Source organism: Saccharospirillum impatiens DSM 12546, assembly GCF_000423605.1.
Taxonomy (GTDB): domain Bacteria; phylum Pseudomonadota; class Gammaproteobacteria; order Pseudomonadales; family Natronospirillaceae; genus Saccharospirillum; species Saccharospirillum impatiens.
Map to the genome: position 1 here is coordinate 49,323 of NZ_AUIH01000023.1, position 16,301 is coordinate 65,623.

General features: G+C 56.1%; 16 protein-coding genes. 5 read left to right on the forward strand and 11 right to left on the reverse strand.

Translation table 11 applies throughout. The features are described from left to right. Positions 1-97: 97 nt before the first annotated feature. The 4 genes from G565_RS0112500 to hmgA form a co-directional block, all read right to left on the reverse strand. On the reverse strand, positions 98-1,318 hold the full coding sequence (locus G565_RS0112500) for a phosphoribosyltransferase family protein (RefSeq protein ID WP_028671225.1): 1,221 nt from the start codon (positions 1,316-1,318) through the stop codon (positions 98-100). Between the two features lie 172 nt (positions 1,319-1,490). Continuing rightward, entirely contained in the window at positions 1,491-2,135 is a 645-nt protein-coding gene (gene maiA / locus G565_RS0112505; RefSeq protein WP_028671226.1) for a maleylacetoacetate isomerase, read from the reverse strand. A 49-nt stretch (positions 2,136-2,184) separates the two neighbouring features. Continuing rightward, entirely contained in the window at positions 2,185-3,201 is a 1,017-nt protein-coding gene (locus G565_RS0112510) for a fumarylacetoacetate hydrolase family protein (RefSeq protein ID WP_028671227.1), read from the reverse strand. 53 nt (positions 3,202-3,254) lie between these two features. Beyond that, on the reverse strand, positions 3,255-4,562 hold the full coding sequence (gene hmgA / locus G565_RS0112515) for a homogentisate 1,2-dioxygenase (protein WP_028671228.1): 1,308 nt from the start codon (positions 4,560-4,562) through the stop codon (positions 3,255-3,257). A gap of 299 nt (positions 4,563-4,861) precedes the next feature. On the opposite strand from hmgA, the gene G565_RS0112520 reads away from it, so the two are divergent. After that, positions 4,862-6,220, forward strand: a complete 1,359-nt coding sequence (locus tag G565_RS0112520) for a Fic family protein (RefSeq protein WP_028671229.1) — start codon at positions 4,862-4,864, stop codon at positions 6,218-6,220. Positions 6,221-6,282: 62 nt separating this feature from the next. Here G565_RS0112520 and G565_RS0112525 read toward each other — a convergent pair whose 3' ends face one another. Beyond that, entirely contained in the window at positions 6,283-7,248 is a 966-nt protein-coding gene (locus G565_RS0112525; RefSeq protein ID WP_245584177.1) for a phytanoyl-CoA dioxygenase family protein, read from the reverse strand. A 140-nt stretch (positions 7,249-7,388) separates the two neighbouring features. Here G565_RS0112525 and G565_RS24040 point away from each other — a divergent pair, with 140 nt between their 5' ends. Then, the gene (locus G565_RS24040; RefSeq protein WP_051207855.1) at positions 7,389-8,294 is read left to right on the forward strand and encodes an AraC family transcriptional regulator; all 906 of its coding nucleotides are present in this window, start codon (positions 7,389-7,391) and stop codon (positions 8,292-8,294) included. A 25-nt stretch (positions 8,295-8,319) separates the two neighbouring features. Here the strand turns inward: G565_RS24040 and G565_RS0112535 are convergent, their stop codons facing one another. Then, positions 8,320-8,580 (reverse strand): DUF3081 family protein, encoded by a 261-nt coding sequence (locus G565_RS0112535; RefSeq protein ID WP_028671231.1) that lies wholly within the window; start codon positions 8,578-8,580, stop codon positions 8,320-8,322. A gap of 54 nt (positions 8,581-8,634) precedes the next feature. Next, the gene (locus G565_RS0112540) at positions 8,635-9,825 is read right to left on the reverse strand and encodes an MFS transporter (RefSeq protein ID WP_028671232.1); all 1,191 of its coding nucleotides are present in this window, start codon (positions 9,823-9,825) and stop codon (positions 8,635-8,637) included. Between the two features lie 137 nt (positions 9,826-9,962). Here G565_RS0112540 and G565_RS24045 point away from each other — a divergent pair, with 137 nt between their 5' ends. Continuing rightward, positions 9,963-11,621, forward strand: a complete 1,659-nt coding sequence (locus G565_RS24045) for an alpha-amylase family glycosyl hydrolase (protein ID WP_051207857.1) — start codon at positions 9,963-9,965, stop codon at positions 11,619-11,621. Between the two features lie 4 nt (positions 11,622-11,625). Here G565_RS24045 and G565_RS0112550 read toward each other — a convergent pair whose 3' ends face one another. From G565_RS0112550 to G565_RS0112565, 4 genes are all read right to left on the reverse strand, one after another. Continuing rightward, positions 11,626-12,294, reverse strand: a complete 669-nt coding sequence (locus G565_RS0112550; protein WP_028671233.1) for a dienelactone hydrolase family protein — start codon at positions 12,292-12,294, stop codon at positions 11,626-11,628. A gap of 249 nt (positions 12,295-12,543) precedes the next feature. Next, positions 12,544-12,735 carry an RSP_7527 family protein gene (locus G565_RS0112555; protein ID WP_028671234.1) on the reverse strand — a complete coding sequence of 64 codons (192 nt, stop codon included), beginning with the start codon at positions 12,733-12,735 and terminating at the stop codon, positions 12,544-12,546. Between the two features lie 198 nt (positions 12,736-12,933). After that, on the reverse strand, positions 12,934-14,142 hold the full coding sequence (locus G565_RS0112560) for a cation:proton antiporter (protein WP_051207859.1): 1,209 nt from the start codon (positions 14,140-14,142) through the stop codon (positions 12,934-12,936). Between the two features lie 97 nt (positions 14,143-14,239). Next, entirely contained in the window at positions 14,240-14,722 is a 483-nt protein-coding gene (locus G565_RS0112565; RefSeq protein WP_028671236.1) for a DUF4442 domain-containing protein, read from the reverse strand. A gap of 353 nt (positions 14,723-15,075) precedes the next feature. Here G565_RS0112565 and G565_RS0112570 point away from each other — a divergent pair, with 353 nt between their 5' ends. Together G565_RS0112570 and nadC are read left to right on the forward strand one after the other, a co-directional pair. After that, positions 15,076-15,270: an RSP_7527 family protein gene (locus G565_RS0112570; RefSeq protein ID WP_028671237.1), complete on the forward strand. Its 195-nt coding sequence runs from the start codon at positions 15,076-15,078 to the stop codon at positions 15,268-15,270. A 170-nt stretch (positions 15,271-15,440) separates the two neighbouring features. Next, entirely contained in the window at positions 15,441-16,295 is an 855-nt protein-coding gene (nadC, locus tag G565_RS0112575; protein ID WP_028671238.1) for a carboxylating nicotinate-nucleotide diphosphorylase, read from the forward strand. Positions 16,296-16,301: the final 6 nt, after the last annotated feature.

The window sequence follows — 16,301 nt, forward strand, 5'->3', positions numbered from 1 at the left end:
GTAGTTGAGGTGACGTTGAATCAAGGGTGATTTTTCAGTCGATACTCTGCACTGGCTGAGTATCGACTGGATGAAACCCGAAATGCTTCGATGCTTTCTATTTCGCGGCCTGATTCAGCGTGGGAAGTTCATCGCTGTACCAGATTTTTCGTTTGAAGCGTGGGTTTTTCGAAGACATGTCGATCTTGTAAGGGTTCAGCTCTTCGGTTTGCGCAAAGCCAACGATGCGACACAACTCCTGAGCCAGCCACTTTTCTATTTTCAGCACCACCAGTTTTTTGCGCAGCCGGCCTTGCTCATCGCGATTCAAAATGGTGGGTAGGGTATTGAGCGTCAGAATTTCATCGATGGCGGGGTGAGCCATACGCTCCCGTCCTTCATCACTCGCGTAGAAATGAGACACCGCAAACACCAGCCGTTTTGGATTAATCTGCTTCAGAAATTGACAGGATTTCACGACGGTAGAGCCGGTACGTACCATGTCGTCGAATAGAATGACGCTGGCTTCTTCCAGCCCTTCAAAGGTATGTTCGCTTTCTTTGTGCAGCGTTATTTCAACCTTGCGCTCATCGGTCCGTTCTTTGTCGAGCATGATGAACTTTGCTTTGCTCAGGCCCAGGGTGCTGAACATTTCCTTGACGAAGTCGCGAGCGCCTTTGTCGGGGGCACACAGCACCAGGCCCTCGCCGTTTTCGCCATAATTCAGGATGTCGGAATTTAATAAGTAGTGTGCGTAAATCTCGAAGGGAATCAGGTTGTGAAAATCACCTTCGAACACAGCTGAGAATATTTTTTGAACCGAACTGGAGTGATTGTGAACCGTCAGTACCGTGTCGACACCGGATAGCTTGAGTAGCTGTGCGTAGAGCTTGGCCGTGAAAGGCTGGCCGTCGAATTTTTTAATGTCTTTAATATCGCGTTCGAAATGCGTTTCCCCCAGGTCGTTGCGAGGCCCTCTGTCCTGCGCGCTGTAAAACAGATCCGGCTCGACCAATACAACCTGTTTGGCGCCGTTCTCTTTGGCCGCCCGGGCAATGATCAAATTGGCCATGGCCAGTTCCTGGCGGCTTTTCAGGTGGCTGCTGGTGCTGACGATGACGACGATCTTGCCATCCAGCGTATGGCCTATGTTGTCCATGTCCTGTTCGTCGGATATGAATCGGGGGCAAAATTCAGAGTTCATGAACTGTTTCATGCTGATCTTGTCAGCGATGTCTTCCAGTTGTCCGACGGCGTAGGCAATGTCGATGGCGAAGGGGTTATCGGCGACGTTGCTGACAACAACGACATTTCTTGACTGTTCAGTCGAAAAAGTCATGACGAGTCCTGTTTTTGAGCGGCTGGGCAGAGGGGCGCCAGTTTAATATGGGACGGTCTTTTTCGATAGGGCAAGTCCGGGATTGAAGCTTATATAGTTAGTAGCGATATATATTAAGCAGGGAGTCGACATAGCTCCTGGCTATCAAACTCATGGCAATTGCTTAAATCGTCTAAACGGCATCCGGCTGCGCAGCCGGTGCTGCTCTCGCAAACTCGGGCAGCTCGCGGCAACGTGCTGCAATCCGGACCAGGGTGGGATAGGCGCTCAGGTCGCAGTTGAACCGTTCGGCGTTGAACACCTGGGGTACCAGAAACACATCGGCCAGTGTCGGCTTATCGCCATGGCAAAATGAACCGGTCGCGGTGTCCTGGGTCAGGCGGGTTTCAAACGCGGTAAAGCCCTTGGTAACCCAGTGCTGGTACCAGGCGAGCTTGGTGGCTTCATCGACACCGATTGTATCGGTCAGGTAGCCCAGCACCGAGAGGTTGTTCAAAGGGTGCATTTCACAGGCGACCAGCATCGCCAGAGACCGCACGCGGGCCCGGGCTACCGGTGCATCCGGCAGCAGGGGCGTTAGCGGGTAAGATTCTTCGAGGTATTCGCAGATCGCCATCGACTGTGAGAGGGCTTCGCCGCCTTCCGTTTCCAGTACCGGCACCAGCCCTTGCGGGTTGCGTTGCCGGTGGGCTTCCAGTCGGTGCTCACCTTTCAACAGATTGACCGGAATCTGCTGATAGTCCAGCCCTTTCAGATTCAACGCGATGCGCACCCGAAAGGCGGCTGAAGACCGGTAGTAACTGTGCAATGTGAGCATGGAATGCCTCTTCTGTTTTAATGGACTGAAGGCGGTTCAGTGTTTGCCATCAGGGCTTATATTGCCTGACTTTCTGGTCGATAGCGCCGAAAATACTCTGACCTTCTGGGTCGAACATTTCGATACGAACCCGATCACCAAACCGCATAAACGGCGTTTTGGCGGCGCCGTGGGCGATGGTTTCAACCATTCGAACTTCCGCCAGACAACTGTAGCCTACGCCGCCGTCGCTGACCGGTTTTCCCGGGCCACCTGCTGCATCGGGGTTGGACACAGTGCCTGAGCCGATGATTGCTCCGGCGCCCAGGTAGCGGGTTTTAGCGGCATGAGCCACCAGTTGAGGGAAGCCAAAAATCATATCGGGCCCGGCATCGGGTTCGCCGAATTTTTCGCCATTGAGATGCACGGTTAGCGGGCGGTGGACGCGGCCATCGCGCCAGGCATCGCCGAGTTCATCTGGCGTGACGCAGATCGGTGAAAAACTGGAGGCGGGTTTGGCCTGGAAAAAACCGAACCCTTTGGCCAGTTCGCCGGGAATCAGAGCACGCAAGCTGACGTCGTTGACCAGCATGATCAGCTTGATGTGGCTGGCGGCCTGTTCGGGCGTGACTGCCATCGGTACATCGTCGGTGATCACGGCGATTTCACCTTCAAAGTCGATGCCATGGTCTTCGCTTACGGCTTCGATGTCTTCGGTTGGGCTCAGGAAGCAGTCGCCGCCGCCCTGATACATCAGCGGATCGGTCCAGAAGGTCTCAGGCATCTCGGCATTGCGTGCCTGGCGCACCAGTTGCACATGGTTCAGATAGGCCGAGCCGTCGGCCCAGTGATAGGTGCGAGGCAGTGGAGAGTGCAGTTGATTCACATCCAGCTTGAACGCTTCTTTTGCTGTTCCTGCGTTCAGCTCTGCATAACGGGCTATTAGCTTTGGCGCAACGGTGTCCCAGTTTTCAAGGGCCTGTTGCAGCGTGGCGGCAATATCGTTAGCCGGAGCAGCCTGGATCAGGTCCCGCGAGACAACGATCAGGTTGCCGTCACGGCCGGTGTTGAGGGTGGCAAGTTTCATGGCGTTTTAATCCTTGCTGTCAGTGTGAGTGTAGGACAGGTATTGGGTTCGTTTCAGCGCTGATCTGGCGTGAACTGCGACGTCAGCGTTGACCAGACAGTCACGTAATCCCGCTGGCGATGATTGCTGTTCAGCGCCGCTGCCGTTGGTTGAAAAACGTAGCGGCTCTCAAACATGAATGCCAGGGTGTTGCCCTGGTATTGTGGGGTCAGTTCAGCGTTCGAAGCCTTGTTGAAGGTATCGGCATCCGGCCCGTGTGGCGACATGCAGTTGTGCAGGCTGGCACCGCCCGGGACAAAGCCTTCTGCCTTGGCATCGTACTCGCCGTGAATCAGCCCCATGAACTCGCTCATCAGGTTGCGGTGAAAGTAGGGCGGGCGAAAGGTGTTCTCGGCGACCATCCAGCGCGGCGGGAAGATCACAAAATCGATATTGGCCACGCCCGGTGTGTCTGATGCAGAGGTCAGCACGGTAAAAATAGAGGGGTCGGGGTGGTCAAAGCTCACGGTGTTGACGGTGTTGAAACGCGCCAGATCGTATTTGTAGGGAGCGACGTTACCATGCCAGGCGACGACATCGAGTGGCGAATGGCCAAGATCAGCGGCCCAGAACCGACCGGAGAACTTGGCAATCAGTTCAAATTCACCGGTGAGGTCTTCATAAGCCGCGACCGGTGCCAGAAAGTCTCTCGGGTTGGCCAGGCCGTTGGCGCCAATGGGACCGAGGCCCGGTAATTCCAGCGGGCTGCCGTAGTTTTCGCAGACGTAGCCCCGCGCCGCGTCAGTGCCTTCGCCAAGCCGAACCTGGAACTTGATGCCGCGGGGAATGACGGCGATTTCACCGCTGGCGACCTCAAGCACACCCATTTCAGTGCGCAGTATCAGTTTGCCCATTTGCGGCACAATCAACAGTTCGCCATCGGCGTTGTAGAAAAACCGGTGGGTCATGTCGGTGTTGAATGCATATACATGAACGCCGCAGCCGGTTTGGGTATTGGCGTCGCCGTTGGCCGCGATGGTGAACAAACCGTCGACAAAGTCAGTCGGCTCAGTCGGGATCGGCATCGGATCCCAGCGCATCTGATTCGGGTCGGACGCCGGGTTTTGCAGTGGGGCGGTTTCCACTGAATGTTCCGGCAGTGGCCGGTAGGCAGATTGAAGCACCGAGGGCCGTATCCGGTACAACCAGCTGCGCAGGTTTTGATGGCGCGGAGCGGTAAAGGCCGAGCCCGAAAATTGCTCGGCATACAGGCCATAAGGGCAGCGTTGGGGTGAGTTCTGGCCTAAAGGCAGTGCGCCGGGCAGCGCTTCAGTAGAGAACTGGTTGCGAAAACCACTTTGATAATCGGGTGAGGGTGTCATGACCAGAACCTCGGGCTATTATGGTTTCAAATGGAACTATATGAGCCGAAGCGTAGTGCCTGTTGGTTTCATATGCAACTAACTCTTGCGTGATTCTATGGAGCACCGGAGCATCAAAGGATGTGGGTGTTGGTAGGTATGCCTGTGTCTCGGCCATTATCAGTATGAACTGGCTCTCGTTACTGATCAGCGGACGGCTCTATATCAAGCTTTATGTGCCAATCTGGGATTTATCTACTAATATTGAAAAAATTAGGAGTTTACGCTAGTTTGGGAGATTCATACTGAGTGATCAAACCATGAAGAGACCTCAAACTCCGCCCGACCCCCAAAGTGTGCTGTCCCGGATTCTGGATTCAGGCGATCGGGGCAAAGCCATTTCCTTACTGGGCAATACAGCGCTCGGTCCCTATGACCATAGGGATCGTTATGTTCACTGGGAAAAGCTGCGCCATTTACCGACTCCGGCGGGATATACAGCCGAGGAACACTGGTATCTGGTAAAGGCAGCGAGGAATCCGCGCACGGTGCTCAACCAGTTGGTCGATGTGGCGGAAACGCCCTTTTGGTTTTGCAAGCCCGGTGGTGTAGACCGGGATCTGTCCTGGATCGATCAGCATGCGTCTGGCGCAGTTCTGAGCGATACTGCTATTCAGGATCCGGTAACCAAGCGTACCTACCAGATTAGCTCTTTGGTCGAGGAAGCCATTACCTCCAGTCAGTTGGAGGGGGCTGCAACGACGCGCCGCGTAGCCCGGGACATGATTCGCAGTGGCCGCGACCCTGATGATCATTCCGAAACCATGATTTTTAACAACTATAAGGCGATGGTGTTTATTCGTGACAGCAAGAACGAGGTAATAACACCCAGCATTGTTTTTGAGTTTCATCGAATTCTGACAGAGGGGACGCTACTCGGGGAGGATGCAGACAAGGCAGGTCGGTTTCGCTCCAAAGAGGATGATATCTGTGTTCACTCGGGTGATGACATCGTTCATGTGCCACCGCCAGCCGTTGAATTGCCAGCGCGCCTGCAGCGGCTTTGTGACTTTATCAATGAAGATCGTTTCAGTAAGGCCGACTATATTCATCCGCTGATCAAAGCGATCGTTGCGCACTTTATGATTAGCTATGACCATCCCTTTGTCGACGGCAACGGTCGCACCGCCCGTGCCTTGTTTTACCTGATTATGGCTCGTGAGAAATATTGGTTAATGGAGTATGTTTCCATTTCCCGGATCATTAAAAAAAGCCCGGCAAGCTATATGCGGGCCTATCTGTACACTGAAACGGATGAAGGTGACCTGACGTACTTTATTGATCATCAGTTGGGTGTTATCCGGGCGGCCATTGAAGATTTGCAGTCTTTCCTGGTTAAAAAAGCCCGGGAGAAGTCGCGAATTCTCGACATGTTAAATGCCTCGGATGTTGGCCAGGTGCTGAATCACCGGCAATTGGATGTTATTGATCATGCGCTGGATAACCCGGGCATCGAGGTCAGGGTCAAAGATCACCAGAATGCACATGGAACCTCCTATGAGACTGCTCGATCAGATTTGCTGCAACTGGTCGATAGCGGGTTGTTCCGGCAATTCAAGGCTGGTAAAGCACTTGTCTTTATTCCCTCGCAAAAGCTGTATCGCTTGAAAATCGACTGATCCTGCTGCTTGCCGGGCACGCCAATGGTTCGAACATCCCCGGCTCAGCAATCTGCTGAACGTTACGAATACCAGGAATTCAATCCCAACAGTTTTCGCCCCAGGTCCGTCAGCTCGGCCCTTGGGTAGCGGGTCTGCTCCCATTCGCGCGGGTCACCGGGGAAGGCGTAGCCCTGGGGCGGTACCCTGTCGCGCCAGGAGGTGACTCGCCAATCTCGCACTTCAAGGTTGTCTTCCTCGGCCGGCACCATGGCGATGTACTGCGCAAGGCGCACGGTGTCGGACTGGTTCGGGCGAATGCCATGGGCGAGCAGGCTGTTGAAGATCAGCAGATCGCCCGCTTTCATCGCAATGAACTCGGTCGGGTAGCCGCAATCCTGACCGGGCGAGAACGGGTCACGGTCAGCCGGGGCCTGGCGTCGCCAGTCGTCGAAATGTTCAAAGAGCTGCGGAACGCACTGGAAGCCGCCGGTTTCGGGTGTGGTGTCACTAAGAGCCAGTACGCCTTGAACGTTGACTGGCAGCGGGTCAAGCGTGGTGTTCGCATCCCAGTGAATGAACCCGTTGAAGGCACGGCCTGAGCGGTTGGGCGGGTTCAGGTTGGCGCGGTCGATGGTGACCCAGAGGTCTTCGCGGTCCCAGATATCGACAAAGGCATTGTAGACTCTGGGCGTTTGCCGGTTCGCCCAGAGCAGCGGATGGTTGTAGCACTCCACCATCCCGCTGTTGTTCAGTTCAACCATGGCGTGATCGCGGCGTTGAGGTGCATACCAGCTATCCGGATCGTCGGGAGACATCTCCTGGAAGTCCCAGAGAAAATCGCCGGTGGCAGTGACCTGGTCGGGCGAGATGGCCTGACGCACAACGACGTAACCGAATCGCTGCCAGTGCGCCCAGTCGGCTTCGCTGAGCACGCGCAATGGTTTTTGTTTAACGATATGGGCAAGCGATGGGTGTTCCTGGCTGCCTACACTGTTGTTGCCAGGTTGCTGATCGCCAAAGCCATAGCGGTTTTTGATCGTGGTCATGAGAATCTCCTCTGTTGTCATGACCACAGAATAGAGCCGCGCCGGTGGCATAAGTGGTGAGCCTGGCGCAAAAACTGATACTATTTGCTCAATGTTGAGGGTGATTCCGAATTGATAGCGTTAACAAAGAGGTGCCGTCAGTGAAGGCTCAGTTCGAACGTATTCAGCACCCGGATGACGCTTCCTGGCGATTCTTCCTGCGCGAGCTCGACGAGCTGCCGTTTGAATGGCACTACCACCCGGAATACGAGCTGACGTTGACGGTAAACAGCCAGGGCGAACGATACATCGGAGACCATATTGAGCCCTACCAAAGCGGTGACCTGGTATTGCTTGGCCCCAATCTGCCACACAGCTGGGCCAGCCAACCCAATGACCGGCAAGTGCCTCACCGGGTTTACGTGCTCTGGTTTCGCCAGGCCTGGGTGGATGGGCTAAGTCAGCAATTCCCCGAGTTTGCCTCGCTGGCAAGTTGGCTGGACCGGTCACGGCGGGGGCTGGTCTGGTCACCTGCGCTCGCGGGGCAACTTGAACCGCTGTTCCGGCAATTACCCACTGCCAGTGCTGCCCGCCGCCTGACGATGTTACTGGAAATATTAACGACGTTGCAGGAAGAGACTCCGCGCACACTGGCGTCGGAACGGTTTCACAGCGAAGCACTGGCGGAGCCGGCCCAGCGCGAACTGAACCCCATCCTCGACAGCCTGCATCGCGATTTTCGCGAACCGTTGCGGGTGCCCGAGCTGGCCCGTGAGCATCACATGAGTGTCAGTACCCTGAACCGGGTATTTCGCCGACAGATGAACCAGAGCCTGCATCAGTACCTGACCCAAATTCGCCTCGGCCACGCCTGTGCCGATCTGATCCGGACCGGGCTTCCGGTCAGCCTGGTGGCCGAGGTCAGCGGCTTCTCCAACCTGTCCAACTTTAACCGGCTGTTCAGGCGTTATAAGGGGGTTACTCCGCGTGAGTTTCGCCAGAAGTATCAGCAGGCGGTAGTTCCCGGCAGGCCCTCTATGCTGGCGGGTTCAGAAAATCCGTTATAGTGAAATTGCGTTGAGTCACCCGCGTCTACTGGTATTTATCCAGCAGAACATCAAGCCGCTTGATGAAGTTTTCAGTAGCGCGGGAGTTTGGACTGTCGACCGAAAAGGTTTGATGAAACATCAGGGTCAGGGTGACGGCACCATCGCCGAGCGTGACGGTATAGCCATCGAACCCGGTGTCGGCGACCAGGCCATCCAGCTCATAGCCCTTGTCGGTTTTGCTGCCGTTGTCGATGACGGTCTGGAAAGCACGCAGTGCGTTACCTACCTCGATTTTTTCAGACATATAATGGTCCCGTATTCGGAATGCCCGTCAAGCTTAGTGCAATCGCCGCGTCATTCACAACGCTGGCCGGGGCAAGCGACGGATGACCAGTACCGCCACCAGTGATAACCCACCAGTCACCACCCAGGTATGGTCCCAGCCGCCACTGCGGCTGGCCACCAGGGCTACCAGCGGTGGCCCCGCGAACTGGCCGATGGATGACCACTGTTGCATCCAGCCGACTGTGGTCGACACGGTGTCTTCACTGGGCGCCAGTCGCACCGCCAGCGAAAACAACACACCGGGAATCACACCGCCTACCATGGAGAACAACAGCACAGCGAGATACCTCACCAAAGGCGCGCCTTCAGTCAGGCTTGAATACGCCAGAAAGGTGCCAGCCGACATGAAACCAAAGCCTGTATACAGCAGACGCGAGGGACTGATGCCGCGATGCAATAAATACCCCGAGGCAAGGTTGCCCAACACATTGATCAGGGCCACTAGCGCGGTCAGTGGTCCGATCAGCAACGCACTGAAACCAGCCTGGCGATAAATGGACGGTAAAAAACCGATGACCGACAGCCATTGGCTGGAATAGAGGGCGAAAATAATGGCAATGAGCCAGGGGCCCGGGCTGGACAGCGTGATCGCCGGCCGTTGCCACCAGGGCGCACGCTGTGTCGCGCTGGTAACTGTCGACCGGCGCGAATCAGCCGGCACGCCAAACAACACCCAGGCCAGCATCAGCATCGATACCAGCGCCAGCAACCGCCACCAGCCTTGCCAGCCAGTGACATCGATGACCCAGGGCGCGGTCAGCAGCGCCAGGCTGGTGCCAAACCCCATGTAGCAGCCCCAGAGCCCAAGACGCTGGCTGAGCTTGTCGACCCGAACCTGTCGACGAATCAGACCGGGGGCAGGCAACACCACCAGCAGAAACCCGATCCCTTCGATGGCGCGCAGACTCAACAAGGCCGGCACGGTAGTGGCCTCGGCCCCGATCAGACTGGCCAGCGCCAGAATACCCAAACCGGTTATCATACTGCGCCGCAGACCCACAGTATCGGCGGCCATGCCGACCAGCAAACCCACCGTCATGCCCGCCAACTGCACCAGCGACAACATGAAACCCGCTTGCAGCAGGGTAATGCCCAGCGCTGCTTCCAGTGCGTCAATGGACGGGGGCAATTTCCCCAGATGCAAGGCTGCGGACACCCCGGCAACAATGACAATCAGTTCAGCGGGTAGGCGTGTTCGGGACATAGCGGCAAAGGGCCTGACAGTGATGTGGGAGACGGCAGTCGTCGTACTTTATCAGGTGGGACCGGGCATACAACTGGCTGAGCCTGCCGATGAGCGCTAGTCTGGCATAACCAAAAACGATTGAGAGTGCCGTCATCATGGATTCCACAGTAGAAACACTCTGGCAACGTGTTTACGGAACGGAGCATCCCGGTGCATTCGCTCAGTTAACCGAGCAGTTGGATCGCACCCGCCAGTTGCTCGCCCAGCAACCGGCCAACCCCGACCCGGACTGGTATCGCAATGCCATCGTTTACTCATTGTATGTAGACGCTTTCGCCGGCGACTTTGATGGCCTGACGCAACGACTGGATTATCTGGCCACCCTGGGCGTCAATACGCTCTGGTTGCTGCCGATTCTGGATTCACCGATGCGCGATCAGGGCTTTGACATTCGTGATTTCAAAACCATTCGCGAGGAGCTCGGTGGGAACACGGCGTTTAATGCGTTTATTCAAGAGGCACACCGTCGGGGCATTCGCATTCTGTTTGATATGGCGGTCAACCACAGTTCCGATCAGCACCCCTGGTTTCAGTCCGCCAGCGCAAGCCGGGATTCACCTTACCGTGACTATTACATCTGGAACCCGGATCGCGACCGTTACCAGGGCGCACGATTGATCTTCAAGGGCATGGTCAATTCCAACTGGTCTTATAACGACGCGACCGACGACTACTATTTTCACCGCTTTTATTCGTTCCAGCCCGATCTGAATTATCGGAACCCGCACGTGCTGGTTGCGATGATGGAGAATTTTTTATACTGGAAAATCCAGGGTGTCGATGGCTTGCGCATGGATGCCATACCCTTCATCTGGAAAGAAGAGGGCACCAGCTGTGAAGATCTGCCCACCACGCATACGCTGCTAAAACTGATTCGCGCCGCGCTCGATTATTGCGAGCCGGGCACGCTGCTGATCGCGGAGGCCAACATGGCGCCCAAAGACGTTGTCGGTTATTTCGGCAACGACGATGAATGCCAGGCGGCTTATCATTTTCCGCTAATGCCGCAGTTTTACATGGCACTGGCCGAAAGCAATCGGCGCTACATCGAAGACGCTCTGTCGCCATCGGTGACACCGGCCATTCCGGAAAAATCCTGCTGGATGTCGTTTCTGCGGTGCCACGACGAACTGACGCTGGAATTTGTGTCACCGGACGTTCGCGAGAAAATGAACCGCTATTACCTGCACGATCCCGAGTGCACCTTTCGTGAGGGCGAGGGTTTGGCAGGGCGATTGTTCTATCTGGTGAAGGAAAACCCGGACAAAGCCCTGTTGCTTAACGCTCTGTTGTTTGCCACCGAAGGCTCTCCGATTCTGTATTACGGTGATGAAGTGGGCATGACCAACGACGTGGCTTTTTACCGGGAAAACAGCGCGCGCACCGGCTTCAAAGACGCTCGCTTTATGAACCGGGGGGACATGAACTGGAGTAAGGTAGATGCTGCCCTGAACCAGCCGGGTTCGATAGAGCATCGATTGTTTCAGGGCATTCAGCAACTGATCGAATGGCGTCGCCGTTACTCAGCTTGCTTTTATCACAGCGCTCACTTTCTGGCTGACCCGAATCCGGCCGTTTACAGCCTGGAGCGAACGTCAGGTGCTGTGCGGCTGGTGATCTTGCATAACCTGTCAGCGTCGGCGGTCGAGGTCGCTATTGACCGCCCGATGACTGATCTCGGCTCCAAAGCGCCGGTGACAGAGTCTGTCAGGTTACCCGCTTTCGGCTATGCCTGGCTGGAAGGTCAGGCATAGCCGATTAAACTGAGACCTCGGCGATCAGTGCCATGGTTCTCGCCCAGGCTTGCTTGGCGGAATCAGGCTCGTAAGAGCCGCGCAGGTCGCAATTAAAACCATGACCTGCCGGGTAGGTGTAAACCGGCAGTTTGGGTTGTTTGCTGCGTACGATGTCGACTTTTTCCATCGGGATGCCGCTGTCCTGTTCACCGAAATGCAGAATGGTGGGGCACAGCGGCGGTGCATCGGCCAGGTCCGGAATGCTTCCTCCGTAGTAACACACGGCGCAGGCCAGATCCGGTCTTTGAGTGGCTGCCTGGTAGGCGAGTGACCCGCCCAGACAAAACCCGATGATACTGACCGAACCATTCGGTTTCAGGTGATCAACGACGGCAGCGATGTCGACTTGTGCATTGTCCAGACTGAACCGGTCTTTCATCTCACGACCGCGGCGGACATCTTCCGGTTCATAACCCGTTTCAAACCCGGGTTGTAGCCGGTCAAACAGGGCAGGAGCCGCTGCCACGAAACCGGCGTCAGCCAGCCGGTCGCAAACTGACCGGATGTGTTTGTTGACGCCAAAGATTTCCTGCAAGACCACAATGGCGCCTCTGGGCGCTTGTTTTGGCTCGGCAACGTAGAGGGCGAAACGGTGTTGGTCGCTGGCGGTCAGTTCAATGGTGCTTGCCATGGGCAGAGTCCTTGGTGGGCGAACGATGGCGTCAGTGTAGCCAGCTTTGAACATCCCCCACAAGGCAGTTGGCGCAACCAAACGTTCTTTCCGGCTCCTTCGCGGGTTGAACGGGCGAACGGGCGGGCAAAAAAAAGCACGGGACGATTGCTCGGCCCGTGCAAAAAGTACAACACAACAACGACAAAGAGGAGATCTTGCGCCAGCGGGGTGTCTGTCAGGTCACCCCGCCGTCATAAAAACAGTTTGTCAGGCGTTACGCGGGGTCGCACTTGAACCCAGCAGATTGCTCACTGCCCGACGCAGCGAGGAGAACAATTCACGCACCTGAGTGTGCAGGTATTCATTGCGCAATCTCATCGCTTCGCGCTCGTAGTAGGCGACATCAACGTTGCCAAAACGGTCGGTAACAATAGCGGTGTTTGCAGTATGCTCGGTCATCTCATGCTCCTCGGCTCATGGCCTGAATCGGTGGGAGGGAAGACCTGTAAGTGGGTGCCCTCTTCAATGGCTGCGCATGATAAGAACTTGACCGTCTGGTCACAAACGATCAAATTTCAGGCTATGCATGAATAGAAGTATTCTATGAGGAGGGTCGATCAATGGCCGCTGTTAGGGTTGTGCCTGGCTGGACATCGGTTATTTCTCGTGGCGCATCAGCCAGGGCAGGCTGAGGCTGGTGAGCAGTACCGTGCCCACCGTCACCACCATCATGGCGGTAAAGGCCCCTGGGTCTGCGCCAGCCTCCAGGGCCTTCTGCATGATGACCATGGCGATTTCGGCTCTGGGGATCATGCTGACGCCGATCAGCAGTGCACCATAGAAACCGAGACGCCGATAGGCGGGCAGGGCGGTGCCCAGAATTTTACCGGCGATGGCGGCTACTAACAGCACCAGCCCGGGCCACAACGCGGTCGAAAAAGCGGACAGATTGATGTGCAGCCCGAGGCCGATAAAAAAGAAGGGGGTAAACACCACGTACAAGCCGTTAAACACGACCCTTTCTTTGGCGGCGGCGGTATCCCGACTGAACGCGAGCCCGGCAAGAAAGGCACCAACGGCCAGCGACAAACCGCTGAGCTCAGCCAGTGCCGCGATGATGAACCCGATCGACAGCATCAGCACCATGGGTTCATGGCGGGTTTCATAGCGCTCTACAAACTGCGTGAGTCGTTTTTCAATGTAAACTGAAAACACCCAGCATGCCGTGATAAAGGCCGTCAGCGTTGCCAGCACCTTGGCCAGCGTGACACCTACATCCAGCGCGGCGATGCCCTGGCCATTGGCCAGCAACGGGGCAAGGGCAACCAGTATCGCCATAAGCACAATGCTGCTGATGTCATCGAGTTCGGCGACATCGACAAAGAGATTGCCACGATCGGTCGTCAGCTGTTTGGCGTCCTGCCAGATGGTGACCGTGACCCCGAGGCTGGTTGCGGTAAGCGCGACCCCCACAAAAATACTGGTCAGCAGTGAAAAGTCGGCCAGGTAATAAGCAGCGGCAAACCCCAGGGCGCCACTGAACAAGACGTTCCATAGCCAGATCCAGGAAGCATTGGGCAATTGTTTCAACAGGCCGCTCAGGTCACTTTCCAGGCCAACCTTGAACACCAGCAAAACCAGGCCGGCTTCGGCCAATAAGCTCAGGCTGTGCCGGCTGCCCGGGTCGAGTAGTGGTATGACCCCATTCAGCCAGCCTATAAAGGCGCCGACGCCGATGTAGATGATCAGCACCGGAATAAAGCGCCGAATAAAAACGCCACGGACCAGCAGTGTGAATATCATCAGAATACCCACCAGAAACAAGGAATAGGCCGAGGGTATTTCAGGCAGAGACAGTGTGTTCATGGCAAAACTGGCTAAAAGAAGCGAGCCTCCAGTGTAGCAGCTTCGTCATCGACGTCGGGCTGATCTGGGTCAGTTGGACCGGTAATGGCTGGCGAGGTTACGCTGCGGGCCGATGACGGGGTCTCAGTCGTACGTACAAAGTACGGGTTACGTGGCACACCAGTTCGCCCTTCTGGTCGCGCAGGTTAACGGTGAATACCGGGAAGTGCTTGTCGCCGCTGGCCGTTGCGGCCTTGATGGCGTGAAGCTGGTCGTCTTCGATGTGAAACTCGGCCGTCAATCGTCCATTGCCGGGAGCGATGTAATCAATGTCTGCTCTTTTGTCCCAGATCAGGTAGCGGTCCCAGCCCAGGCAACCGAACAGCATCAACGCATAGATGGGGTCGGTCATCGCAAACAGGCTGCCACCGAATTGGGTGTTGTTGATGTTACGGGTCCAGGGACGCCATTTCAGATCCACCCGCGCATAGCGAAAGTCGGGGCTGATGGTCATGATTTTTACGCCAGTAAACAAGAAGGGTGGCCAGAGGTTCATGACCCAGCGAAACAGAAACGGATGGCGAAAGAAGAGGGTACGCATGCAACAGACGGTCCGGTCGGTGATTGGCGGCTGAGTATACTGACCTGAGCGAGAGGGTATAGCACCCTGGGTTTATCTGTGAAGCAGGGTGCATAAAGCGGTGAACAGACCCCGGGTTACGCCCTTCGGGTGCGGTGACGAGTTCAACGCATCCGGCGGGCGCAAGCCATGGCTGCCTCGGAGTTGTCACAGTGCCACTACAATGGGCCACTCAGTCCGGAATGCATGAATTCAGTTCACCTATGCCATGAAAACCCATCGTTTGTTACCGAACGTTAGCATCCCTATTATGAGTGTCATTGAAGGCCGCAGCGCCTAACCGATTAAGCACATGACATTGTCTGGAGGCAAACATGGCACACTCAAATGAGACCGAATTCAAAGCCGTAACCGATTCATGGGGCAACCTGGATGTCGCCTTCTACGAAGCTGAAGCCATGAAACTGCGCAACCAGTACCTGCGTAGCCTGATCCTCAACGGTCTGGCTTCTGCCAAAGAAACGGTTGTCTCCTGGTTCAGCGCCCCTTCGCGGACGCACAGCGCCTGATTACTGAATTGTCTGCACGACCGCTTTATCGTTGAAAAGTTTTGCACGCGCCCCTTGTGGGCCGTGCGTTTTCGGCGTTTTACCGCACATGACATCCTGCCCCGCTACCCTCTATAATCCCGCCCGGTTATCACTTTTCTGCTTTACGCATCACTGATTGTCGAGGTGTTATGTACCCGATCGACCCGATTGATTTGCGCCGGGCCATCGTGGCCAATGTATCGGCTGCGCTTACCGAAGATGTCGCTGATGGTGACATTAATGCGGCCCTGATCGCCGAACACAGCGAGGCACACGCCCGGGTGATCACCCGGGAGTCGGCCGTCATTTGCGGTGTCGACTGGGTGAATGAGGTTTTTCAACAGTTGGACGCAGGTGTAGCGCTGACCTGGCGGGTGCGGGATGGCGACCGGGTATCGCCCGGCGATACGCTCGTTGAGCTGACTGGCAAAGCGCGATCATTGTTAACGGGGGAGCGGGCGGCTCTGAATTTCCTGCAATTGCTGTCGGCAACCGCCACCCGGGCTGCACACTTTGTGGCGATGCTCGAAGGCACCGGTGTGAACCTGCTCGATACCCGCAAGACATTGCCTGGTTTGCGCCTGGCGCAAAAATACGCGGTTACCTGCGGCGGCGGGCAAAGCCATCGCATGGGGCTGTACGATGCGTTTCTGATCAAGGAAAACCACATCATGGCCTGTGGTGGCATTGAAGCAGCCATCAAAGCTGCCCGCGCGCTGGCGCCGGGAAAACGGGTGGAAGTGGAAACGGAAACCCCCGATGAGCTTGGCCAGGCGCTGGCCGCCGGGGCAGACATTATCATGCTCGACAATTTCAGCCTGGAAGATACCCGGGCTGCGGTTGCGACAACCAATGGAAGGGCGCTGCTGGAAGCCTCAGGCAATGTCAACGCAGACACCCTGGTCGGTATTGCCCAAACAGGTGTCGATTACATTTCGATGGGTACGCTGACCAAAGACGTCACCGCGATCGATCTGTCGATGCGATTGTTTATTGAGCACTGACCGTCG